22 protein-coding genes and 2 pseudogenes are annotated in these 23125 nt (G+C 67.1%); 11 read left to right on the top strand and 13 right to left on the bottom strand.

The features are described from left to right. Positions 1-513 precede the first annotated feature (513 nt). The 4 genes and pseudogenes from OHA61_RS39510 to mmsA all read right to left on the bottom strand — a co-directional run. Positions 514-1449 (bottom strand): annotated as a pseudogene (locus tag OHA61_RS39510) (ROK family protein); the annotation flags it as partial. Positions 1450-1538: 89 nt separating this feature from the next. Next, the gene (locus OHA61_RS39505; RefSeq protein ID WP_406307202.1) at positions 1539-2648 is read right to left on the bottom strand and encodes a substrate-binding domain-containing protein; all 1110 of its coding nucleotides are present in this window, start codon (positions 2646-2648) and stop codon (positions 1539-1541) included. A gap of 80 nt (positions 2649-2728) precedes the next feature. Continuing rightward, positions 2729-4036, bottom strand: coding sequence for a multiple monosaccharide ABC transporter permease (gene mmsB / locus OHA61_RS39500; RefSeq protein ID WP_406307201.1), 1308 nt, complete (start codon positions 4034-4036; stop codon positions 2729-2731). Further along, entirely contained in the window at positions 4033-5580 is a 1548-nt protein-coding gene (gene mmsA, locus OHA61_RS39495; RefSeq protein ID WP_406307200.1) for a multiple monosaccharide ABC transporter ATP-binding protein, read from the bottom strand. Before mmsA ends, mmsB begins: the two co-directional genes overlap by 4 nt. Positions 5581-5795: 215 nt before the next feature. On the opposite strand from mmsA, the gene OHA61_RS39490 reads away from it, so the two are divergent. Then, entirely contained in the window at positions 5796-7040 is a 1245-nt protein-coding gene (locus tag OHA61_RS39490) for an ROK family transcriptional regulator (protein ID WP_406307198.1), read from the top strand. A 638-nt stretch (positions 7041-7678) separates the two neighbouring features. Here the strand turns inward: OHA61_RS39490 and OHA61_RS39485 are convergent. Further along, entirely contained in the window at positions 7679-8266 is a 588-nt protein-coding gene (locus OHA61_RS39485; RefSeq protein ID WP_406307197.1) for a TetR/AcrR family transcriptional regulator, read from the bottom strand. 169 nt (positions 8267-8435) lie between these two features. On the opposite strand from OHA61_RS39485, the gene OHA61_RS39480 reads away from it, so the two are divergent. Further along, positions 8436-9401 (top strand): alpha/beta hydrolase family protein, encoded by a 966-nt coding sequence (locus OHA61_RS39480; protein WP_406307196.1) that lies wholly within the window; start codon positions 8436-8438, stop codon positions 9399-9401. A gap of 49 nt (positions 9402-9450) precedes the next feature. Here the strand turns inward: OHA61_RS39480 and OHA61_RS39475 are convergent, their stop codons facing one another. Next, a complete protein-coding gene (locus OHA61_RS39475; protein ID WP_406307195.1) occupies positions 9451-9684 on the bottom strand; it encodes a hypothetical protein in 234 nt (77 codons plus the stop codon). A 352-nt stretch (positions 9685-10036) separates the two neighbouring features. Continuing rightward, positions 10037-10267 (bottom strand): hypothetical protein, encoded by a 231-nt coding sequence (locus OHA61_RS39470; RefSeq protein WP_406307194.1) that lies wholly within the window; start codon positions 10265-10267, stop codon positions 10037-10039. Between the two features lie 229 nt (positions 10268-10496). Between OHA61_RS39470 and OHA61_RS39465 the strand changes: the two are divergent. The 3 genes and pseudogenes from OHA61_RS39465 (at position 10497) to OHA61_RS39455 (ending at position 13937) form a co-directional block, all read left to right on the top strand. Further along, a pseudogene (locus OHA61_RS39465) lies at positions 10497-10990 on the top strand (DUF4265 domain-containing protein). Positions 10991-11505: 515 nt separating this feature from the next. Beyond that, positions 11506-11904, top strand: coding sequence for a hypothetical protein (locus OHA61_RS39460; RefSeq protein WP_406307193.1), 399 nt, complete (start codon positions 11506-11508; stop codon positions 11902-11904). Beyond that, the gene (locus OHA61_RS39455) at positions 11904-13937 is read left to right on the top strand and encodes a serine/threonine-protein kinase (protein WP_406307192.1); all 2034 of its coding nucleotides are present in this window, start codon (positions 11904-11906) and stop codon (positions 13935-13937) included. The genes OHA61_RS39460 and OHA61_RS39455 overlap by 1 nt, the downstream gene beginning before the upstream one ends. Positions 13938-14131: 194 nt before the next feature. Here the strand turns inward: OHA61_RS39455 and OHA61_RS39450 are convergent, their stop codons facing one another. Then, the gene (locus OHA61_RS39450) at positions 14132-14752 is read right to left on the bottom strand and encodes a hypothetical protein (RefSeq protein WP_406307191.1); all 621 of its coding nucleotides are present in this window, start codon (positions 14750-14752) and stop codon (positions 14132-14134) included. A 213-nt stretch (positions 14753-14965) separates the two neighbouring features. Here OHA61_RS39450 and OHA61_RS39445 point away from each other — a divergent pair, with 213 nt between their 5' ends. Both OHA61_RS39445 and OHA61_RS39440 read left to right on the top strand, forming a co-directional pair. Continuing rightward, positions 14966-15499 carry a hypothetical protein gene (locus OHA61_RS39445; RefSeq protein ID WP_406307190.1) on the top strand — a complete coding sequence of 178 codons (534 nt, stop codon included), beginning with the start codon at positions 14966-14968 and terminating at the stop codon, positions 15497-15499. Positions 15500-15793: 294 nt separating this feature from the next. Continuing rightward, positions 15794-16588 carry a hypothetical protein gene (locus tag OHA61_RS39440; RefSeq protein ID WP_406307189.1) on the top strand — a complete coding sequence of 265 codons (795 nt, stop codon included), beginning with the start codon at positions 15794-15796 and terminating at the stop codon, positions 16586-16588. A 713-nt stretch (positions 16589-17301) separates the two neighbouring features. On the opposite strand, the gene OHA61_RS39435 is transcribed toward OHA61_RS39440, so the two are convergent. Next, a complete protein-coding gene (locus tag OHA61_RS39435; RefSeq protein ID WP_406307188.1) occupies positions 17302-18117 on the bottom strand; it encodes a DUF427 domain-containing protein in 816 nt (271 codons plus the stop codon). A gap of 39 nt (positions 18118-18156) precedes the next feature. On the opposite strand from OHA61_RS39435, the gene OHA61_RS39430 reads away from it, so the two are divergent. Next, positions 18157-18447, top strand: coding sequence for a hypothetical protein (locus OHA61_RS39430; protein WP_406307187.1), 291 nt, complete (start codon positions 18157-18159; stop codon positions 18445-18447). A 224-nt stretch (positions 18448-18671) separates the two neighbouring features. On the opposite strand, the gene OHA61_RS39425 is transcribed toward OHA61_RS39430, so the two are convergent. Beyond that, complete coding sequence (locus OHA61_RS39425; RefSeq protein ID WP_406307186.1) at positions 18672-19130, bottom strand: nuclear transport factor 2 family protein; 459 nt, start codon at positions 19128-19130, stop codon at positions 18672-18674. A gap of 184 nt (positions 19131-19314) precedes the next feature. After that, a complete protein-coding gene (locus OHA61_RS39420) occupies positions 19315-19683 on the bottom strand; it encodes a VOC family protein (RefSeq protein WP_406307185.1) in 369 nt (122 codons plus the stop codon). A gap of 225 nt (positions 19684-19908) precedes the next feature. Here OHA61_RS39420 and OHA61_RS39415 point away from each other — a divergent pair, with 225 nt between their 5' ends. Together OHA61_RS39415 and OHA61_RS39410 are read left to right on the top strand one after the other, a co-directional pair. Then, on the top strand, positions 19909-20079 hold the full coding sequence (locus tag OHA61_RS39415; protein ID WP_406307184.1) for a hypothetical protein: 171 nt from the start codon (positions 19909-19911) through the stop codon (positions 20077-20079). A gap of 144 nt (positions 20080-20223) precedes the next feature. After that, complete coding sequence (locus OHA61_RS39410) at positions 20224-20574, top strand: hypothetical protein (RefSeq protein WP_406307183.1); 351 nt, start codon at positions 20224-20226, stop codon at positions 20572-20574. Between the two features lie 199 nt (positions 20575-20773). Here the strand turns inward: OHA61_RS39410 and OHA61_RS39405 are convergent, their stop codons facing one another. Both OHA61_RS39405 and OHA61_RS39400 read right to left on the bottom strand, forming a co-directional pair. After that, on the bottom strand, positions 20774-21232 hold the full coding sequence (locus OHA61_RS39405) for a hypothetical protein (protein WP_406307182.1): 459 nt from the start codon (positions 21230-21232) through the stop codon (positions 20774-20776). Between the two features lie 42 nt (positions 21233-21274). After that, a complete protein-coding gene (locus OHA61_RS39400) occupies positions 21275-21649 on the bottom strand; it encodes a hypothetical protein (RefSeq protein ID WP_406307181.1) in 375 nt (124 codons plus the stop codon). A 279-nt stretch (positions 21650-21928) separates the two neighbouring features. Here OHA61_RS39400 and OHA61_RS39395 point away from each other — a divergent pair. Continuing rightward, a protein-coding gene (locus OHA61_RS39395) for an IS3 family transposase (RefSeq protein ID WP_406301159.1) occupies positions 21929-23097 on the top strand; the annotation gives its coding sequence in 2 pieces (ribosomal slippage) (positions 21929-22181 and positions 22181-23097; 1170 coding nt in all). Positions 23098-23125: the final 28 nt, after the last annotated feature.

The following is a 23125-nucleotide window of genomic DNA, read 5'->3' as shown; positions in this document are numbered from 1 at the left end:
GTGGAGGATCTCGTCGGCCCACACCAACCAGCAAATCTCTGACGCAGTCGCGGTGGAGCACGGTCGCGAGCCCGCCACACCGCGCCCATGCCTCCGCTGCCGAGCCGCTCGATCAGCTCGAACCGCCCGTCGATCACGTCCCCGGCATTTGCATAGCGACACGGCTAGAGGACGCGGCCGGGGTCAGCGCACCAGCTGATCCACCCGCTCGACCTTCTGCGGACGCCCTCGCGGGCGAGCTGGCGGACAGCCTCGCAGCCCCAGGCAGTGCGCCCGTACCGCCAACTGGCGCTGTGATCGGGCAGCTGCACATACGTCGACATCGGGCCGCCGGCAACCGCTCCGTACGGAGGGGCCCGGATACCCAGAATGTTCCTTCGGCAGCGGGCTGAAGGTAAGGGATGTCGTCGCGCGCGAGACGGTGGTCGAGGTCCTGACCGGCCCGCTCAGCCGCTGCCGACTCCAGCACGTTACGGGTGGACAACGGGCAGCCGGGGCATTCCGCGCCGAGTGCGACCGTCCGGCTACGGCGGCCGCTCCGATGAGTCCGGCGTCCGTCGCGAGCTTGGCGGGCACGACGGGCAGGTTGCGGCTGAAGTCGAGGGCGGCGTAATCGGCGAGGTGGCGCCGCAGGGGCGCGAGCAGTGTGGTGCCGGCCTGGGCGACGCCACCGCCGACGACGACGAGGTCGAGTTCAACGAGGGCCGCTGTGGCGGCGATCGCGGCGGCAAGGGCTCGTCCGGCACGGTCATACGCCGCAGCGGCTCGCGGATCCCCGGTGCGGGCGGCGTCCGCAACCGCTGCGGCCGTCGGTTCGACACCGGCGGGCGGCACCCAGCCGGATTCCACAGCATGGGCGGCGATGGCGGTGCCGCTGGCGAACCGCTCCACACAGCCGCGCGCCCCGCACGGGCACTCGGGCCCTCCGGTGTGGTCGACAGTGATGTGGCCGATGTGCCCGGCGTTGCCCGACAGCCCGGCATACAACGCCCCGTTGAGGATCAAGCCGCCGCCGATGCCGGTGGAGACCACGATGCCCAGGGCGTTGTCCACTCCTTTGGCGGCGCCCGTCCAGTGCTCACCTGCGGCCATCGCGACCGCGTCTCCCACAACAACGGGCTCGACGCCGCGTGGGACGCGGGGATGCGCGCGTACCCGGTCGGCCAGTGGGAAGGCGCGCCAGGCCGGAATATTGACCGGGCTGACCGTCCCGGCCACGGTGTCGACCGGGCCCGCGCTGCCGATGCCCAGGCAGGAGAGCGACTTCCACCCTGGGTGATCGGCCAGGTCGTCCAGGACCGCCGCGACCGCGGCCATCATCTCCTCGGCCGTGCCGTGGGCTGGCGTGGCGCACTGCGACCGGGCCACCAGGTGGCCGTCGGTGTCGACGAGCCCACCGGCGATCTTGGTACCACCGATGTCGAGTGCTCCGTACACGAGACCATCCATTCCATCTCTCGGGACTTCCTGCAGGCCTGACCACGTGCCATCCCGCTACGTCGCGCGCCCCGGGGCGCGCGACGTAGCGGGTCACTGGGTTACTTGGTGAGCGGGGACAGCTTGGGGTCGTTGGCATAGGCCTCGGCCGCGTTCTCCTTGGTCACGATGACCGGCGGGAGGAGGTAAGCAGGGACGACCTTGGAGCCGTTGCTGTACGACTTGGTGTCGTTGATCTGCGGCTTGTCGCCCTTCTGCAGGGACTTGACCATGTTGATGGTCTCGGCGACGAGCTTTCGCGTGTCCTTGTTGATGGTGGAGTACTGCACGCCAGCCATGATCGACTTCACCGACTCGACTTCGGAGTCCTGACCGGTGACGACCGGGACCGGCTTGCCGGCGCCTTTCACCGAGGTGAGGATCGCGCGGGCGAGGGTGTCGTTCGGCGACAGAACGCCGTCGAGCTTCTTGGCGCCGCTGTAGGTCGAGGTCAGCAGGGAGTCCATGCGCTGCTGGGCGTTCTCGGCCTTCCAGCCCTGGATCGCGGTCTGCTTGATGTCCTTCTGACCGGATCCGACAACGATGTCACCCTTGTCGATCAAAGGCTTGAGGACATCCATCGCGCCGTCGAAGAAGACCTTCGAGTTGTTGTCGTCCGGCGAGCCGGAGAACAGCTCGATCGTCCACGGGCCCTTCGGCTTCTTGGCCTTCATACCGTCGAGGAGAGCCTGCCCCTGCAGCTGGCCGACCTTGAAGTTGTCGAACGCGATGTAGTAGTCGACGTCGGGCGTGTTGGTGATGAGACGGTCGTAGGCGATGACCGTCGCGCCGGCCTGCTTGGCCTGTGCCACCTGTGTGGCGAGCTGCGAGGCGTCGGTCGCGCCGACGACGATCACCTTGGCCCCCTTGGTGACCATGGCGGAGATCTGCGACTGCTGGTCCGCGACGGTGGTCGAGGCACCCGCGTACTGCACGTCGGCCTTGAAGCCCGCCTCCTTGAGGCCGTTGGTGAACAGGTCGCCGGCGAGCACCCAGTTCTCCGAGGTCTTCGCCGGCAGCGCGACACCGACGAGGGAGTCCTGTGCGAAGCCCTTGGCGTCGCTGCTGCCGGTACCGGTGGAGCCTTCGCGTTCGTTGGAGCAAGCCGTGCCCATGATGAGCAATGTGGCGGCGCCGACCGCGGCGATGCCTCTGGTGATGAATGTGCGCATGGTGAGTTGAGCCCTTCGTGCAGGTTGCTGTTGCCGGGAGTGGTGTTCCGCGGGCGCCGGCCCGCGAGTAGGTGGTGCGGTCAGCCTGCGACCAGCGTTTTGTCGGAGTCGGAGTCGGAGTCGGAGTCGGAAGCAGGGTTCGCCGTTCCGACCGGTTCCTCCCGTTGGAAGGGGCGCATCAGCGACCCGATGATCGAGAAGCGGCCCTGGCGCTTGTTGTAGACGTCGAACGCGACGGCGAAGAGGAGGACCAACCCCTTGATGATCTGGACCATGTCGGAGCCGACGCCTTCCAACTGCAGGCCGTTGTTGAGCAGCGCCATGACCAGGCCCCCGACGATCGAGCCGCTGATGGTGCCGAGCCCGCCGGAAACCGCCGCGCCACCGATGAAGACTGCCGCGATGGCGTCGAGTTCCCAGCTCAGGCCATCCTGCGGGCCGGATGCCGCGGACCGCGCCACGAAGATCATGCCGGCCAGGGCAGCCAGTACGGACATGTTCATCATGACGACGAAGTTGACCCGCCTCAGTTTCACGCCGGAAAGCTCCGCCGCGCGGGCGTTGCCGCCGACGGCGTAGATGTGCCGGCCGCCGATGGTGTTGCGGGTGTAGTACGAGTACACGAGCACCAGGACGATCAGGATGATGCCGGAGATCGGCAGGCTGGTGCCGATGCGGCCGCCCGCGAAGCGCAGCGTCGCGAAGACGATCACTCCCAGCATCACCGTGAGGCGGATGCCCGTGATCCACAGTGGAGCCACGTCGGCGTGCATTTCGCGGCGGGTCTGCTGCGCCTTCCACTCGCGCCACGCCACGCCCGCGCAGGCCGCCAATCCGAGCAGCAGGGTCAGGTTGTTGTATCCGGTGTCCGGCCCGACCTCGGGCAGGAAACCCGCTCCGATCTCGCGGAAGTTCTCGGGGACCGGCACCGTGTCGGCGTTGCCGATGTACTGGTTGCCGCCGCGGAACAGCATCATCCCGGCCAGGGTGACGATGAACGCCGGCACGCCCACGTAGGCGACCCAGAAGCCCTGCCAAGCGCCGATCAACGCACCGACGAGGAGGCCGAGTGCGATGCCGAGGGGCCACGGGAGCGAGTGCGCCTCCATCGCCTTGGCGACCACGATGCCGGTGAACGCCGCGACCGAGCCGACCGAGAGATCGATGTGCCCGGCGACGATCACCATGAGCATGCCGATGGCGAGAATCAGGATGTAGGAGTACTGGCTGACGACCGCGATGAGGTTGCCGGAGGTCAGGGTCAGCCCGCCGGTCCAGATCTGGAACAGCAGGACGATCGCCACAAGGGTGAAGATCATGCCGAACTGGCGGGCGTTGGAGGTCGTGCCTCCGAAGAGGTTCTTCTGCAGGTCTTTGATTCGGCTCATGAGGTCGGGCTCTTCTTCATCGCGGTCATCTGCTTCATCAGCACTTCGGGGTCGGCGTCGCGGCGCGGGACTTCGCCAGTGATGGTGCCTTCGAACGCCGTGTAGATGCGGTCGCACAGCCCGATGAGTTCGGGAAGTTCCGAGGAGATGACGATGACGCCCTTCCCCTGGCCCACGAGCCGCTGGATGATCCCGTAGATCTCGTACTTGGCACCCACGTCGATGCCGCGGGTCGGCTCGTCGAGGATCAGCAGGTCCGGGTCGGTGAACATCCACTTCGCCAGGACGACCTTCTGCTGGTTTCCGCCGGAGAGCTTGACGACGCCCTCGTCGACGCTGGGCGTCTTGATCCTCAAGCTCGCGCGGTATTCTTCGGCGATGCGGTACTGACGCACCGGATCGATGACCCCGCGCCTGGCGATCTTCGACAGTTTGGCGGCCACCATCGAGGTCTTGATGTCGTCCAGCAAGTTGAGGCCGATGGACTTGCGGTCCTCGCTGACGTAGGCGAGGCCGTGGCGGATGGCGTCCGCCACCGACTTCAGTTGGATCTCCTCGCCGTCCTTGAAGACTCGGCCGGACAGGTAGGTGCCGTAGGAGCGCCCGAACAGACTCATCGCGAGTTCCGTGCGCCCAGCGCCCATGAGGCCGGCGAAACCGACGATCTCGCCGCGCCGGACATGGAAGGTCGACCCCTTGCACACCAGCCGTTGGTCGGAACTCGGGTGCTGCACCGTCCAGTCACGGACCTCGAAGAAGACCTCGCCGATGTCGGGCGTGTGGTCGGGAAACCGACTGCTGAGCTCGCGGCCGACCATGCCACGCACGATGCGGTCCTCGTTGACGCCGTCCGCCTTGACGTCGAGAGTCTCGATGGTGCGGCCGTCGCGCAGGATCGTGATGCTGTCGGCGATCGCCTCGATCTCGTTGAGCTTGTGCGAGATGATGATCGAGGTGATGCCCCGCTCCCGGAAGCCGCGCAGCAGATCGAGCAGGTGCCGGGAGTCGTCCTCGTTGAGAGCCGCGGTCGGCTCGTCGAGGATGAGCAGCTTCACGTCCTTCGCGAACGCCTTGGCGATCTCCACGAGTTGCTGCTTGCCGACGCCGATGTCCTTGACCAGCCTGTCGGGATCCTCCCGGAGCCCGACCTGGGCCATCAGCTCCAGCGCCCGGCTCTGGGAGGCCTTCCAGTCGATCCCGCCCCGCCTGCGGGGTTCGTTGCCGAGGAAGATGTTCTCGGCGATCGACATGCCCGGCACCAGGGCAAGCTCCTGGTGGATGATGACGATCCCGGCCCGTTCACTGGCCCGGATGTCATGGAACCGCATCTGCTCGCCGCGGTAGACGATCTCGCCCGAGTAGCTGCCGTGCGGGTGAACGCCGCTCAACACCTTCATGAGGGTGGACTTGCCGGCACCGTTCTCCCCGCAGATCGCGTGGATCTCGCCCTCGCGGACGACCAGGTTGACATCGGCGAGCGCTTTGACGCCGGGGAAGGTCTTGGTGATCGACCGCATCTCCAGCAGGTTCGGGGCCTCGGTCATGGGCAGGCCTCCGCACTGCTCAGGCCACGCCGAGCACTCGGGGCCGAGCGTTCAGGGATGCGGGGTTTCGTGGACATCAGCTTGCCTCCGATGGCACTGCGCGGTGCCCCGTGTCCGGGGTGCTACGACTGCGTGCCGGGACACTAAATCCATTTGTTTTACTAAGTCAACGGCCTGGCAGTATGTATCCGGGGAAAACCAGAGAGGACCAGTACGTGCGGCAGGCAGGAACGAACCTCCCCAAAGTGGGGCGGTACAACCGAGCGGTGGTCCTGGACCAGATCCAGCTGACCGACGGCATCAGCCGGGTTGAGATCGCCCAGCAGACCGGACTCACCCCCCAGACGGTCTCCGGCATCGTGCGCCGCCTGCTGGACGAGGGCATCGTCCGGGAGGACGGGGCCAGCCGGATCGCCAGCGGCGGAAAGCCCCGCACCACGCTGCGGCTCAACGCAGAGGCGGGCAGTGCGGTCGGACTGCACTTCGACCCGATCGAACTGACCTGCTCCGTGGTCGACCTGCGCGGACGCCCCCTGGTCGTCAAGAAGCGCCCCACCCCGCCCGGCATCGACCCGGCCCATGTGGTGACGGCCATGGCGGAGCTGGTCGCCGAAGTGCTGGGCGAAGCGGACGTCCCGCGCGACAAGGTACTCGGCCTGGGCCTCGCCACCCCCGGACCGATCGACCAGGAGCTCGGCATGATCGTCACTCCGCCTCAGCTCGCGCACTGGACCCGGGTGCCCATGCAAAGCATGCTGAGCGATGCCACCGGACTGCCGGTGACGCTGGACAACGACGCCACCGCCGCCGCAGTCGGCGAACGCTGGTCCGGCGCAGGCAAGGGCGTGGCGAACTTCGCGTACTTCTTCTTCGGCACCGGCATCGGTGGTGGCTTGATCCTCAACCACCAGGTATTCAGGGGCGGTTCGCTGAACGCCGGAGAATTCGGCCACTCGTCCGTGCTGCCCGACGGGCCGGAATGTTACTGCGGCAACCGCGGCTGCCTGGAGCGGCTCGTCAATCCCCCGGCGATCGTGGCCGAGGTGCATCGCCGACTTGCCGACCGGCATCGAGACGAGAGTGAGCTGTCGCAAGCGTTCGACCGAGATCCGGCTTCGGTCGACCATGCCGCGATCCGGCTCGCCGCCGCGGCCGGCGACCCTGTCGCCGCCGCTGTCATCGACGAGGCCGCGGAACGCGTCGCCTCGGTCGCCGTCAGCATCGTCAACTTCCTCGACGTGGATCTCATCGTTCTCGGCGGTCACGGCATCCAGCACGTGGAGTCGCGGTACGTCAACGTCGTCGCCTCAGCGCTGGCAACCAGACCACTGTCCCGCAGCATCCGGGTCGTCGAGGTCAAGGCGTCCCCCCTCGGCACGGACGCCGCCGTGGTGGGCGGTGCCGCCCTCGTACTGCACTCGACGTACTCACCGCAGTTGTCCGCACTTCTCGCCGACTGAACGCAACCTGGGACGCTGAACAGCCCTGGGTTCGTTGCCGAGTTCGAGTACTGGAGAATCGGGACCTGCGCCAGCGATGAGGAAATGGAGGACGAGCTATCGCATTGCCCGACGTCCACGCCCACTCGGCGGCCACTGGCACTCGTCCGACCGCATCACCGTCGAACACGGCCTGGCCGACCAAGTCATGAGCTGGTGCGCGACGGATGCACGTGTCTCTGGACTCTATGGACGAGTTGGCCGCTGCGTGCGCGCATGCCCCGGACTGGCAGGAACCGGCGCTCTCGGTTTGAGGAGTGCACGTCTCCGCACCCGTATCGCTCAACCAACCTCCTGTGGCACGAACTTGCGGTGATCAAACTCCGCTGACAAGGATCAATCCTCAGTGACACAGGAGCGTGACGGAGTATGGCCGCTGCACGGAGGTTGAGCCAGAACCCGAGTTACGACAGCGGATGTTCACGACGTTGAGCAGCGTCCTGATGATGCCGTGTTCGATGTTGATGAGAAGTTGACAGCACCAGCTCAGGGGCACTGTTGCTTGCCGGTGTCTCCGGCGGGTCGAGAGGCGGCCGCTCAGATTGCGTGGAAGTCGCAAAAGGGCCATGTCGCGATGTCGCTCGTCGGTATCAGGACGTCTACGGTCGCTGGAGTCCCTGGAGGAGGAGAGCGATCAGGCGTCGGGGGTCGTATCGGGGGTCGTTGTCGCGTCCGATGCAGAGGTTGCCGATGCCACGCATCAGCTCGTAGGGCTGCGTGCCGGGCCTGATGTCACCGGCCTCGACCGCGGCGTCGAGCAGTTGGGCGCAGACGGGCAGCAGGCGGTCGAGGAAGTAGGCGTGCAGCGCGGCGAAGCGGTCGCTGTCGGACTGCAGGGCGTCGGCGAGTCCGTGCTTGGTGACCAGGAAGTCGACGAAGAGGTCGATCCACTGGCGCAGCGCGTCGAGCGGTGAGCCGGCACTGGCCAGCAGATTCGGGCCGGCCTCGGCGCATGCCTCGATCTGGTGGCGGTAGACGGCGGTGACGAGATCCGCCCGGGTCGGGAAGTGGCGGTAGATCGTGGCCATCCCGACACCTGCCTGGGCCGCGATCTGGCGGATGGGTGCGTCGACGCCGGAGGTGACGAAGACCTCCGCGGCGGCGGTGAGCACCGCCTGGCGGTTGCGCTGGGCGTCGGCCCGCTTGCTTCGGGACGGCGGCTCCCCGGCGGGGCGCTCGGTGGGCATCACGTTCTCCTTCGATACCGCTTGACAAAACGGAACGCTGCTCCGGATAGTAAATGGAGCAGTGTTCCGTTTCAGGGTAGCCGAAACGGGACGCTCCTGACCGCCTTGACCGCCCGCCGGTCGCACGAGACCGGCAGGCGGCAGGCGCCACCGAAAGGGAACCCACAACGTGAGCACATCCACCGCCACCAGCGCCGACGCCTTGGGCGCACCTGTCCCGGTCCTGTCCTTCAGCCCCGTAGTCCTGTCCGTGCCGGGACGTCCCGTGGACCTCCAGGTGCGCGTCTCCGCACCCGCGACCGGAACCAGCCTCCCCGTCATCCTCCTCTCCCACGGCCATGGCCCCTCGAACAACCTCTCCTCGCTCAACGGCTACGCGCCGCTCGCCAACGTCTGGGCGGCGCACGGATTCGTCGTCGTCCAGCCCACCCACCTCACCTCCAGGACACTGAGCCACCTGGTCGCCGACGCCCCAGGCGCACCCGACTTCTGGCGCTCCCGCGCCGAGGACATGACACACATCCTCGACCGGCTCCACGTGATCGAGAACGCCGTGCCGCAGCTCGCCGGGCGGATCGACCACACCAAGGTCGCCCTCGCCGGACACTCGCTCGGCGGCTTCACCGCAGCCCTGCTGCTCGGCGCCGGGCTCACCGACCCCGACACCGGGAACGTGGTGCACCTCGTCGAGCCCCGGATCAAGACGGGCGTACTGCTCGCCGCGCCCGGCAGGGGCGGCGACGTCCTCAACGGGCCCATGGCTGAGCAGTGGCCGATCATCGGGGCCGTCGACTTCTCCACCATGACCGCACCCGCGCTGGTCGTCGCCGGTGACAAGGACGACTCCCGGCACTTCACGGACATGGGGCCGGACTGGCACGCCGACCCATACACCCTCGCCCCCGGCCCCAAGACCCTGCTCACCCTGTTCGACGCGGAGCACGGACTCGGCGGGATCGCCGGATACGACGCCGCCGAGACCACCGACGAGAACCCCGAGCGAGCCGCCGCCCTCGCCCGACTCACCGCGGCCTACCTCCACACCCAGCTCCACCCCGGCGCCCCCACATGGCAGACCGCCTGCGAGGCAATGACAACGGGCCCCGACCCGGTAGGACGAGTCGAATCCAAGTAGCCCCCCCCCGCGGCCGCATCCCGTATCGGACGGCCCGCGCCGTCGTCGTTCAGCCCGCCGAGTCCGAAGCGCGCAGAGGCCGCAGTCCCTCGCGCGGCACGAACACGGGGAAGCCAGCATCCCCGACCGCGAGGTACACCCCCGCGCACAGCCCCAGCAGGGCGACCAGGACAACGAGGTCGAGCACCCGGTGCCGGTCGCCATCAGAGGCCGGCGCCGGTTCGTCAGCGGGGCGGGGCAGTTCGGGCTCGGGAATCTGCGAGGTGGTGTCGATGTCAGCCATGGCTCAAGAAGACCGGCATTGCTCCCTGAATGCCTAGTGATCCGTACGACCTCGTAAAACCCCCGACGCCGCACGTCAGCAGCAGTACAGATGCGGCTCGTTGCCGAACAGTCGAGCCGTTCAGAAACGCTTAACGGAATTCGTGGATGTTCAGGACCTGCCCCTTCTACCGTTGGCTCAGACCGTAAGCGGCAAGGGGGAGCCGGTGACACGGTTCGCGGCGAGGATCAGCAGCGGCACGCGGTCCGGGCCAACGTGGCTCAGCGGACTGCGAGAAGACCGACGCACAGGTGTGCCGCTTAGGGCGACGCGGAGGGGCCGGCGCCCTGGTGACCAGCGCTGGAAGCGGGACTCAACGACGTTGAGGGGACTCCGCTCCGCCCCGGTTCGGGCAGCTGGCCTCGGAGTGGTCGCCCCCGAGGATGAGCACCAGCGCCGCCAGTACCGCGGTGCTGCAGACGATTGCCCCGACAATGTCGCCCTTGCCGAGCGGCCCTTGGCGAGTGTGCTTGTAGACGAAGTACCCCACGACGCACGCCACCACCATGAGGGCGCCGCCGACGGGGTCGATGTGCACAGTCAAGGTCAGTCTCCCGCTCGCGGGGCCGCGTGACGGCCCCGAAGGGGCGTCCTCCGGCAGCCACCGCATGTGGCGGGTTCCTGGCCAGACACCTCACGTTGCTATGCCGTCAAATCCCCTGGGGTGAGCCTCCGAACACCGCGCGGCCGTGGACAGCTTTTGACGACTACATAGCTCGTGCTGTCGAAGACGGATCGAGCAGCTCAGGCCCGGTGCAAAGCACTGGGGGCGGTTGGCGCGGGATGACGGCGTGGAGAGCGCGGTCGAGAAGGTCAAGATCTGGTTCCGTTTCGTTCCTCGGGAAGGATGGTTCCCGCAGGACACTGAGGGCCTGTGGGCGACGAGGCTCGGCGTCGACACGGCCTGCGTGCAGAATGCCCCTTCCTTCAGGGCGGAGTAGCCAAGGGCGACGTCGTGCGGTTCCGGATTGACTCCGACGGCCTTCACTGGGCTGTCGAGCGGATCAGTTCCTCTGGCAACTGCACGATTCGCGTCGTGCCCGTCCCTACTGGCCCCCTGGGACCCAGCACCCAGGCGGTGCATCAGCGCCTCGCGGTATTCGGACTCGGGGGCGAGGTCTTCAGCGATGACTTCCCCATGGTGGCCCTCACCGTGCCGCCCGGCAGGAATTTCGCCGGGATCAAGGCACTCCTGACTCCAGGGCAGGAGGACGGTTGGTGGCATTTCGAGGTCGGCTACGGCACTGACGAGTGGTGGAACGCCTGACCTCCGCGGGTAGCTGGTCTCTGCGGTCGGCCAACCATCGCGATTCGGTGAACGGGGTGCCGCGGTGGTCGATGTCGGCGCCGAAGGTCAGGCCGGCCAGGTAGGTGTCGCGGTCGGTGTCGGTCAGGTGGGCGAAGCATGCAGTGTGGCCCGCGATGCGGATGCCGCAGCAGCCAATCGGATCTTCAGGACTGGAGCCGTGGCCGCAGTGCGGCCATCTAGGCGGAGCCGGGGACGGTGTGAGGCTCGGGTGCGTCATGCCTGGAGGACGATCGAGCGCGACCCGTTAGTTGCGCGGACCGCGCTCCTCGGAGGGGCATCACTGAAATCCTCGGCGTGGCGCTGGAAGACACACTGAAGTGAATCGTGCGCTACTGAAATCTGCCATGCGACCCGACACTCGGACAGCATCCTGTGGCGCCGATCTCCTCGGATAAGATGCCATATCCGAGGCGATAAACCGGACATGAAGAACCGTCGGCACTGCCCCGGCGAACCGATAGGGAGCCTGCTCGATGAGCGCCGAGCCGGAGCGCGCCATGCACTACGCAGGCGACATCACCCGCGACGACGTCCTCGCGCTGGAAGCATTCATCTATGCCCAGCTCCGGCCAGTCCAGGACGCGGCCGGCGAGACCGGGGACACGTTCTGCGCGCTGCGTTCCCTTGAGATTCTGGTCTGCGACTCTGCCGGGATCCTGCTCGCGCTCCTCAAGCAAGACGAGTGCAGCCAGGAGCAGCGGCTGACCATCTTGCGCGAGTGGAACCGGCTGCGGAGCACCGCGAGCTGGTGGGACTACCGCGACGGCTACGACACAAACCGCTGGAACCGTATGAACCACGTGGACGCCGCCGCCGAAGCCGCGCACCAGGCCGAGATCGCGCGGATCCACGCTGTCGCCGAGGCGGACTGATGACTGCCGACGACACCGGCGCGGAGGAGTGTGACTGGACGAAAGGCGACCCTGTGAGCGCTGTCGACTCGGGCGGTCGGGTTTTGCCTGCCCGTCCCGGTGACCCGTCCAGGGTCGGCCCCTACCGGATTATCGGCCGTCTCGGTGCGGGCGGTATGGGCACTGTCCATGCCGGTCTCGATCCGGCGGGGGCGCGGGTCGCGGTCAAGGTCATCCATGCCGCTCAGGCCGAAGATCCTGACTTCAGGGCCCGGTTCCGCCGCGAGGTACAGCTCTCCGCCCGGGTACAAGGCCCTTGCCTGATACCGCTACTGGCCGCCGACCCCGAGGCCGCCGACCCATGGCTGGCGACCGAGTACGCCCCAGGCCCGACCCTGAACCAGCACCTGTCCGAACACGGTCCACTCACCGGCGGCATGCTGTATGCCTTCGCGGCCGGTACCGCGCATGCCTTGGCCGCGATCCACCAGGCAGGTGTCGTGCACCGGGACGTGAAACCGCAGAACGTCATCCTCACCCCGGCTGGACCCCGCGTACTGGACTTCGGTATCGCCCACGCCGCCGACGGCACCAGCGTGACCCGCACCGGCGTCATGACCGGCACACCGGGCTGGATCAGCCCCGAGCACTACCGCACCGGCGCCGCAGGACCAGCCGGGGACATGTTCGTCTGGGGTGCCCTCCTCGCCTACGCGGCCACCGGACGGCTCCTGTTCGGGACCGGCGCCCCCGACGTGGTCGCCTACCGCGTCATGTCCGGTGACCCAGACCTCGACGGCGTTCCGGCAGACCTGCAGGAGATCGCGAAGAAGGCCCTGGCGAAGGATCCCGAGGAGCGGATCAGCGCCATCTCCGCCGCTGAGGAGTGCTCGCTACTCCTCGCCTCCCAGGCCACACAGGTCATACCTGTCGAGGAGGGTGCCGGGCTGGAGCCGACCATGGTTGGCGATCTCGTCGCCGCCGCGTGGGACATGCCCACCCTGGATGACCCGTCTTGGCAAGTATCCGCCAGGCGACGCAAGGGACGCACCGTGGCCGTGCTCATCGGCGCCGCTGCCCTGGGCGGGGCGCTCGTCGGCGGTCTCCTCTCCCAGACAGACAGCGCCCCCAAGAAGCGCAACCCGCCAGCCGCTTCCGTTTCCCGGCCCAGCCCGGCTGCGGACATGGCGAGCGGCACGCCCGGCGCCGTCCGGAGCGACGGCAAAGACGGTGCACGGAAGGCCGATTCAGGAGAAGCGTCCCTCGCCACGTGGAAAGAATCCCGGCCAGCCCGGACCCCCGCCGAGAACGACGCCCCCGGAGCGATGGGAACAGGGGCTTGGCTCGACCCCGTCGCCTACCCAGACATGGACCGCACCATCACATTCCATGAACCCAGAGGGGAGGTGTACATCGCGACAAGCGGCCAGGCACTGCCCTCGGTAGCGGTGCAGGAAGTCGCCGAGACGGTCTGCCTGGGTTTGCAGGACCTCGACCGTTCCTACCCCCACTCCCCCTACAGTAAGTACGTAGTGGTGGACACGGCCCGCAAGGGCGGCCCCGGCATCGTGTGGGAGGACAACTTCCGCACCAACACCGCCTGCACCGCGTCCATCCAGGACCACAGCTCACCCGGTGTGGGACAGGACTCCTGGTGGCAGCCGACCGAGTCCGGCCTTGAGCAAGCGCAGATCCCCAGCACGGACAACGACGAGATCCGTGTGGCCGGAGAAACGGCCAGCGGCATCATCTCCGCGTGGCAGGGCAACTCCCGCATCCGCAACGACCCCAACTGGCTTGACCACCACAACATGTCCGTCGGTTTCGCCCCCGACGCGGCCGTGATGTACGTGTGGGCCACAAAGCCCGAATGGGACCAGCCAACCCGGGAAAAGTGGGCAAAGACCGCCTCCGACGTAGCCTGCCAAGCAGTCCTCACCGAGTCCCACGCCCGCAAAGAGTGGCGCTACGCGCAGTACGCGGTAGCCGTCATCGGTGGTGAAGGAGGCAAAGACTTCCTACGCTGGGGCTCAGCCGGGAGCTGCGCAGGCTGAAATAGCGCGCCGACAAGGCCGGGGCGGATCGGCTGACAGGCATCGTCCGCACCACCTGCAGTAGAACTGCCGCCTGCCGAGCAAGACAGGTCTCATCGCCAACGCCGACGCTGGGAAGGGGCGCGAGGGAGCGGCTTTAGCCAGCGCTCTTCGAGTCGGCCGAAGCTGGTGAACAGAGCCAGTCCAGCAACGCCTCATCGATACTGCCTGACCTCGCCCCTCGGGCCTGCATCGGCAGCCGGGCGGGTCCAGAGTGTGAGGTCGCTGCTGGTGGCGACGGCGAGGGTGCGCCCCGACGGTGAGAAGCCGGCGGCCCGCAGCTCGGAGTAGTTGGAGTCGAAGATGTGCCACCAGCCTTCACCGTGCGGTCCGCTGTGAGGCATTCCTCCATCCGTAGAGAGCAGAACACGATGGTGGGGCCACTCGGGGCTGACGTCCTCCACACTCCAGCCGTCGAGGGTGGTGGTGTGGAGGCCGCCTCCGAAGAGCCCGGCGATGCGCACTCGGGTCCCAGTGACGGGTCCGAGTCCGGGGCAGGTGAGATCGGGCACGGCGTCCGGGGTGCTGTCCTCGGGATCAGGGTCGCGGTCGCGGGCTATCTTCTCCCCGGTGTCCGCGTCGAAGAGGCCATGCCCATCAACGGAGACCACCATGACGAGGTCGCGACCGTTGTCGGGAGCGACGGCGAAACCGATGCCGAGCAGGCCGCCTATGGGAGTTCGCCGGTCCAGGACTGTGCGCCAGGGGGCTGGCGGCGGAGTCTCCGAGACGGACAGGAACTTGTCACGCAGTCGCTGCTGGTACTCCGAAATCATGGTGTTCTCTCATCCGAATGGCCGGTGCTGACAAGTACGGTGCCTCACTCGTGACAGCCAACGTGCTTCCGGGCCTCCATAAGGCCAGCTCCCCCAGTCATGGAGCCTTTTCCTCCGTGGTGACGAGGTGGATGCCGGCCGACAGTCCGGCGTCATGCGGCATCGAGCGTTGTCCCGCGGAAGGTTGTCAGTCCTCGTTCATAGGATCACGGCATGTCTGATGCCTTCACCGTCTTGTGGACCCATGACACCCGCCGCGCCCTGCTCACGACGGGCCGCGTGGGCGAGCGGCCACCGGTCGCCTTCAGCGGCGTCCATTCCTCCCTGCCCGCCTGGTCGGGCGCCCGCGTTGGGGATGAGGTGTACGCGCTGCACGTCAACCGGTGTGTCGTGTTCGTGGTGAGCCGGATGCGGGTGATCGATATGGAGCGGCGCGACTGCTGCGGCACTGCCCCCGAGACGTGGCAGGACCCGGCGTTTCCCGGGCACGGCGACTGGTCGATGCTCGGCGCCGGTGGCTGCGGCGCAACGGCAGTGCACGTGGACGCGACGCCCGTACGCTTCGACATGCCGATACCCGGTGATCTTCTGGCGAGGCTTACGTGGCGCAACCGCCGAGGCCAGACCCGCGGTCTGAAGTACGTGGTGGATGGCCGTCTCGAGCGCTCCGTCAGTCTCCAGGGGTTCTACCGTCTGACCTCCGAGTCCGCTGGCGAGTTGGCGGACCTCGTCGGCGAACCCTCTTGAACGTAGCCGCGTGCAGCGCGGGGGCGACATGCACGCCTAGGTTCCGTGCCCACCAGCACGCGGCCGGCGCCCCGCAAGGCCCCGCCATCCGCTGTGTCAAGGGGGGCGGTGGAGATGGCACGCCAGAGCGGGGTGTCGTGGGCGAGGCTACGTCCGCCTGGTGGAGGTGGTGCAGGACCCGTCGTCGAGTGACTCCCCATCGTCATGTGGCGCAAGACACCCTTCAGCGGTACATCGAGCAAGGCGGCTTGTGAGTCCAGTGGTTGACACTAGAGATCAAGGAAGTGACAAACGGTGACCAACCGCAAGTTTCTGGCCGCAGCAGCGCTGTGTGTGACCGCCACGGTCGGCCTGACCGCCTGTGGCGGCGGACAGAGTGAGGGCATCGCAGACAAGGCGGCGAGCTCGTCGCCGTCGCCGAAAGCCCCAGTGGACCCGTTTGAGGGCCTCACCGCCGACCAGATCGCCGACAAGGCGTTCGCCGCCACCAAGGCTGCCGACTCGCTCAAGGTCGCGGGAGAGGGTAAGGACGACGGCAAGAACCTGTCTCTGGAGTTCGCGCTCAGCAAGGCGGCCGACTGCACCGGCAAGATGAGCTACACCGGCTCCGGCCAGAGCGAGCTGCGCGTCTTGGACAAGGTCACCTACATGAAGGGTGACGAGGCGTTCTGGAAGGGGATAGCCAAACAGAAAGGCACCTCGGCCCAGCAGTCCACCGCCATGGCGGAAATGTTCAAGGGCCGTTGGATGAAGATCCCGGCCGGCAAAGCCAAGCGCATGGCCGAGGCGTGTGACGTCGACGCACTCTTCAAGAAGATGGGCGAAGACGACCTTTCTGGAGTGACCAAGGGCCCGACCACTGAAGTCAACGGTCAGAAAGCCCTCACTCTCACCCGGAAGGACGGTGCGGAGACACACACGTTCTACGTCGCCACCGTGGGGCAACCGTACTTCCTCAAAGCCGTCACCGAGGGCGGCGATGAGCCCGGCACGCTGACCTTCTCCGACTTCAACAAGCCGGTCGCAGTCACCGCCCCGCCAGCCGACCAGATCTTCGACGTGGACAAGGTCAAGGCCGCCCGTTCCTGAGCCGTGACTGAGTGAGCCGATGGCGGCCACTGGCGCTTGGCACCGTCAGTGGCCCGGTCAGCCACTCTGAAGTGTCCGCAAGCATCACCACCCCGAACAAGCTCAGAGCCTGCCGTTCCCGGCGAAGGGTCAAGACAAGTGGCTGGCCCGGGACTGAGCGACGGCGGAATGGTCGAGGCCCTTCGCGGGCAGGTTCGCGGGCTTGATGCCGCGTCACCCCGCCGCCCGTGCGGACTCATTCACGCTCCAGGTAAGAGCGCTCGCCCTGTACAGGGCGCTGTCTCTACCCTGACCGGAGCGGGACTGCGCAGTTCCCGCAGGTTGCGGAGCCGTGGCAGAGCGGCCTATTGCGATCGGCGTGAGCGAGGCCCCTCTCACGCCGACTGACGAGGACCGGGCGGGCCTGCCCCTCCCCGTCCGCGGGTTCGAATCCCGCCGGCACCGCAGCCGACCAGCACCTCCGCACACGATCTGGCCCCCCTGGAATCTCACGCCCGGGCATTAGCACGCGAGCCCGGACTCGTCTTCTTTGACCCGCAGAGAGAATGCCTGAGGCCGTGAGTTGCCTGCTCCTTCAGCGGACGGGACCAGAGCGGGCTGCACAGTGGGGAGGGGCGAAGTGTGCAGCGTCCAGCGTGCCCGGCCGCCTCACCCCGCGCACACAGCGCTTCCAGGAAGGCCAGCGCCTTGTCCCAGTTCCCGGCCCTCTACCGCTAAGGCTTGCTGAAGTAGGTGACCGGACGCTGCTGCCGCTCTCCGTCGACGACGATGTCTACGGATTCGTTGTAGAAGGCCACGAGGTCCTTGATGATCCGCACGGAGGGCAGCGGATCGGGATAGCTCCAGGCGACGTCGGGAACTACGTCGGCGCCGTTCGCCCATGACCAGTACTCGGTCGCCATGCCCTTGTACGGGCAACGGGTTCGTGTGCTGGTCGGGGTGAACAGATCAAGGCGGACGTCCTCCCGCGGGAGGTAATAGCGGACCGGCAGATGCGTCTCGAACAACAGAACCGGCGTACGCGTATCCGCGACAACGGTGCCTTCGATCTCGACCTGGATGTGCCGGGTACTGGGCAGCGTGTCCACCCGGCTGTGCGGGTCACGCGGGTGCACGAAGATCTCCTCGTCCTCTTCGTACCAGTGGTCGAGTACCTCGTGGCCGAACCATTCGAAGCTGACGTAGCCGGCCAGCTCCTCACCGGGATAGGTCCAGGCCGCCGCACGAACGGTGTGATCCGCGAGCACGAGATCGTAGAAGACCGTCGCTCCCGCATGACGCCGCGGGTTGGCGGGCCGCTCGGTCCTTCGCAGCAGATCCATCCGGACGTCTGCTGCCGGGAAGGCGTAAAGGGGTACGGGACGCCCGGGCTCCCACACAAGAACCGCGCGGCGGCTGTCCACGACCGTGTCCTGGCCCTTGGTCGCCCGCACCCAGCGCTCGCTCGGCTCCCAGACAACGCAGTCGATCGAATCGCGCCGACGGCGTACGACCGGCACGGCCTCCGAACCCTCGTGCATTGTGGCCATCGGTCTACCTCCTCAGTCCGGCAGCTGTCTCTGAACCCAGTGTCGCGCCCTGACCGGTCATGGGGGGTGCTGCAGGCCGCGTCGGCCGCCGAACACGAGGCCCCGCACGCCCCCGGTGTCGACCTCATGGGCCGACTGAACAAGCGTGTGGTCAGGGGCCGCGTATCCCGCGGTGAGAACGACCAGGACGACACCGCCCACGGCATCCCGGGCCCGACGAGGCGGGCCTCGAAGAAGACGACGGCGGCCGGGGCAGCCACACAGGCCGCAGCCAAGAAGCAGGCCGGCAGGAGCCCTGCAGCGCGTGACGAGGCGGCCATGCAGGGTTGACCCTCGCTTCCGCGACGGCCGGGGCGTGTAGTGCGGGAACGTGACGATCAGCCCACCACTCGTGCCCATGGGTGGCGCAAGTCCCGAGCGGCAGACCGCGCCCGGGGCGCTGACCGGAGGCATCGTCTTCGAGCCCAAGTCGAGGCCTACCGGCTGCTCATCTTCGCCCACGGCGGCGAGGTGTTCCCTGCAGTCGCGAAACTGCGGGACCGCGGCGCACGCCTTCACGTGGCGCAGGCTTCGGCGATCGACAGGCTGTTCTCGTACAGGTGGTGCCGGGTGATCCGGCCGTCTTCGACGGTGAGGTGCAGCGCGAACGGGCCCTCGAAGGACTTGCCCGTCGCGCGTACGGTCCCTGACACGTGCCCCATCAGGACGGCGTCGGTGCCGTCGACGAGGAAGTTGGCGACGGAGGCGCGCGCGTCCTCGGGAACAGTGTGCTCCATCAACTCCGTGAGCTGGGCGGCGCATTCGGTGGCGGTGGACCGCGGGCGGATCCACGGGACGGCGGGGTTCTCGGCGAGCAGCCAGTCGACCTCGTCGGCGAAGAGCGCGACGAGCCGCGCGATGTCCCCGGCAACCCGGGCGGCAAGGAACTCCTGCACGACGGCACGGGTGGAATCGGCGCCGGAACCTGTGGTGGTGGATGAACTCGCCGTGGTAGCAAAGGACTTGACGGACATGGCGCTCTCCTCACGGCTACGGCCGGATCCCGGCGGGGGTTCCCGTCGATGTGCTTGATCCTTCCGTGGGAGGGGGGAGCGGTCGATTACCACGGAGGTAATGAGGGGCCAATGCCGCTCCTGCCAACTGTGGCATGTGGGGCTCCGCCAACGTGATCGGCGATGCCTCGCGGCATCAGAACAATCAGCCTCTGACCAGGCAGAAGGGATGCCCAGCCGGATCGGTTAAGACCCGCCACCTGTCCTCACCCGGCTGGTGATCCGGCTTGCTCGCGCCCAGTTCCAGCAGCCGGGCCTCGGCCTCGTCCAGGTCCTCGACCGCGAAGTCGAGGTGGAACTGCTGGGAAGAGTTTTGGTCAGGCCAGCGCGGAGCCCGGTAGTCGTCGACCCGTTGAAAGCCGATGAACAGTCCGTCCTCACGGCTGAGACCGGCGAAGTCAGCGTCTGATTTCGGGTGGCGTTCGAGGCCGGTGGCCTGTTGATAGAACGCTGCCAGAGCCAGTGGATCAGCGCAGTCGAGTGTTATCGCGGTCAGCTTCATCTGCAGGGGCATGGCACCTCCGGGCCGATCGGTGACCTTCGCGATGCACACCCTAGAGGCGGCCGCGCGCTTGCCGACCCGCAGGCCGTGGGCGACGGCAGCGGTCCACCTCGAGCCTCCGCGGCCGGTCCCCGGACGGCAGACTGATGTCGGCGCCGACGCTCGAAGCCCCAAGGCTGCGGATCGACTGGGACCGGCCGAACCTGGTGCTTCCGTCCGAGTCGAGGAGCCCGCCCCGTGCCCCCGGCTGGGTCCAGCGAGATCTACCAGCGCTGCTCGGCCGTCCCGGAGACCTCGATGAGCGTGGCGGCCGCGCGGGCCCGGTACGGCACCGTCCTGGCCTTCAACCTCGGTAACTCGTCGGCCTCCTCCGCTTACGACTACTTCACCGTGCCCCGCCGGAAGTGACCCCCTAAGTCTTGAACTTAAGCGCGCCCTTGCGCGCCTCGCTGGAGCGCGGCGGATGGTGCTGCGCCGGGACGCTGACCACCGCGGCGCGGGCAGCAGGACAGCACCGCGGCGAAGGCCACGAGCCGGGTGTTCGTCGAGCTGATGCGCCAGCCCGGAGGCCGCACGCTCGTCATGGACGTGCTGTGGGCGTCCTTCCCGTGGGTGCGCTACCTTCCCGTGCACGAGATGCGCAGGATCTCCGTCGAGCTCGTCGAGACCCCCGGTGCCGTCGCCGACAGTTGGACCCACCCGCTTCGGATCGGCGCCATCGAGGTCGCTGGCTGCCCAGTTCTGGGGATCAACTGGGACAGCGGCGACCACTCGATGAGACATCGCGGCGAACGCCGCTTCGGACAGGTCTATCCCGTGACTCTTCAGCCTGGCCCCACAGGCCGGACAACGATGCGCTGGACGATCCCGCCCTACGAGCCCGGTCACGACGGCGCAGAGTGATCAGCAGGCAATGCCGACACCCCACGGTGACCAAGACGGAAACTGCCGGAGCATACGCGACACCTCAACCTGCGAGCCCACCAGTCCCAAGGCCGTGCACCCAGATGCTCTGGGCTTTCACGAGTACAGCCCAGTACTCGAAAAATACGGACGCCTCCGTCCTCCAACTCCGGGAGGCGGGGGCGTCGTCGTACCTAGCTCACGTCTGGCACTGCTTCGTCACGGCTCCGCTCCAGTTGCTCCACGCCCCGCCGGCCGGCCTCACATGCACCCGGATTTCGGCGGTGGCGTTGACGGGGCCGCAGACGCGGTCGGTGTTGCCGATCTCGAACGGGCCGATCGTGGACCTGCGCTGGACGATCGTGCGGCCGTTGCCGAGCTTGACCCAGTGGCCGCCTTCGCGGATCCGGAAATACGCTTCGTAGTCGACGTAGGAGGCGTGGGCGCGGGAGTTGGTGATGACGGCGTGGGCGGTGATGTTCCGCATGAAGACGTGGCCGTCCTTCCACCGTTCGGCGGAGATACAGCCCTGTGCGCCGATGTTCTGGGTCGAGACGGCGCCTCCGCAGGCAATGGCGGCGGCGTGGGCGTCTGCCGGCAGTGCCAGCGCGGTCAGCAGGGCTGCTCCTGCTGTGGCGGCGAGTTGTTTCAGTTTCATGGGTTCCTCTCGGTCGGGGTGTGCCGAAGACCAGACTGCCAGTCAGACCATGCGCCGGTACTCGTTCCATGCCTTTGCGGCGGTCAGCATCCCGGTCATCCACGGCTCCGGATCGTCAGCGGTGATCTCCTCCCGGACGCTGACGGTGGCCGCCGTGAATGCGTCCAGGCCCTCCTTTGTCGCCGTGGCCCACGCGGGCACCTGGGAGGCCCATCGCTCCGCCTTACGGGGCGTGTGACCCTCCCTGATGAGCCACACCGCCCATAGGGCAGGGTCGATCCATCCCGCGCCGTACGACGTCCACGCCCAGTCGACCAGTACGGCCCGGTCCTGGGCGATCAGGACGTTGGTGGGAAACCTATCCGTGTGCAGCAGCATGTCCCCGGCGAAAAGCTCCGGCGTGGGACTGTGGTCCACAGATGCCCGCCAAAGACGCCCAAACGCGTCACTCAATGTGAGCGCCAGGCGTCGCCACTGCGGAATACGCGACACAGAACATGCGGGCATACCAGTCTACTGACGAGGCCGAACCAGTTGAGCATTGACATCGACCCACAAAACCGGCCCAGCTATGCCCGCCAGGCTGAGAAGCCGTTGCTCAACCAATCTTGGAACGGGCAGGTCGAACTGAGGCGCCCCGAAGTTCTCGGACAGCGGTCCCCATAGGATCGAAGTCCAGAACGGCGGAGAGAGCACGTGGCACAGAAGCGTAGGAAGTTCAGTCCTGAGTTTCGGGACGAGGCGGTCAAGATGGTGGTCGTGGAGTCCCGCCCGATCGCCGAGGTCGCCCGAGAGATACAAGTGAACGAGGGAACGCTGGGCACCTGGGTCAGCCGGTACCGGCAAGAGCACGCCGGGGAGGAGCCTCCCCTGAACATCAGCGAACGCGCCCGCCTGCGCGAACTGGAACGCGAGAACCGGGAACTCCGTATGAAGACCGAGTTCCTGGGAAAAGCGGCGGCCTTCTTCGCCCAGGAATACCGGTGACGGAGAAGTACGAGTTCATCGACGGCGAGGCTGACAACTTTCCCGTGCAGCAGATGTGCACCTGGGCGGGAGTATCCACGTCGGGCTTCTACCACTGGAGGTCCAGGCCATTGTCGGCCACCGCGAAGCGCCGTGCGGAACTGAGGGCCGTCATCCTCAAGGTCTTCTCTGACTCTCAGGAGACCTACGGCTACCGGCGTGTCCACGCCGCGCTCCAGCGGATGAACGTGCAGGCCGGAGCGGAGCTGGTCCGCGCGCTGATGCGCGAGCTCGGCCTGGTGCCATGCCAGCCGCGGCCCTGGCGGGCGACCACGATCGCCGATGATGCGGCGCCGGCCACGCCCGACCTGCTGGCCCGTGACTTCACCGCTGACGCTCCCGGGCGCAAACTGGTCAGCGATATCACCTATGTTCACACCTGGGCCGGGTTCCTGTATCTCGCGACCGTCATCGACTGCCACACCAAAGCTGTGGTCGGCTGGGCGATGGCCGACCATATGAAGACCTCTCTCATATCGGATGCACTCGATATGGCAGTCCGGAACATCGACCTCGCCGAAGGCTGCGTATTTCATTCCGATCGCGGCAGTCAATACACGTCTCGGGAACTTCGTTGCAAGCTCCGCTCGTTGGGCCTGCGAGCGTCGGTCGGCCGCACCGGTGTTTGTTGGGACAATGCGATGGCTGAATCATTTTTCGGCGCCCTCAAGAACGAACTCGTGCACCGAACTACGTTCCCAACACGCGCACATGCCCACCGGGCGATCGTCCGCTACATCGAGATGTTCTACAATCGAAAACGCCTCCACTCCGGCCTCGGCTACAAGACTCCCGCAGAAGTCCACGCCGAGTACGAGGAGTTGCAGACGGCGGCATAAAGAGAACCCTCAACACCGCTGTCCGAGA

The organism is Streptomyces sp. NBC_00885 (assembly GCF_045207475.1).
GTDB lineage: Bacteria > Actinomycetota > Actinomycetes > Streptomycetales > Streptomycetaceae > Streptomyces.
The sequence above is the reverse complement of the archived record's forward strand: the minus strand, read 5'-3'. Positions and strand labels throughout refer to the sequence as shown.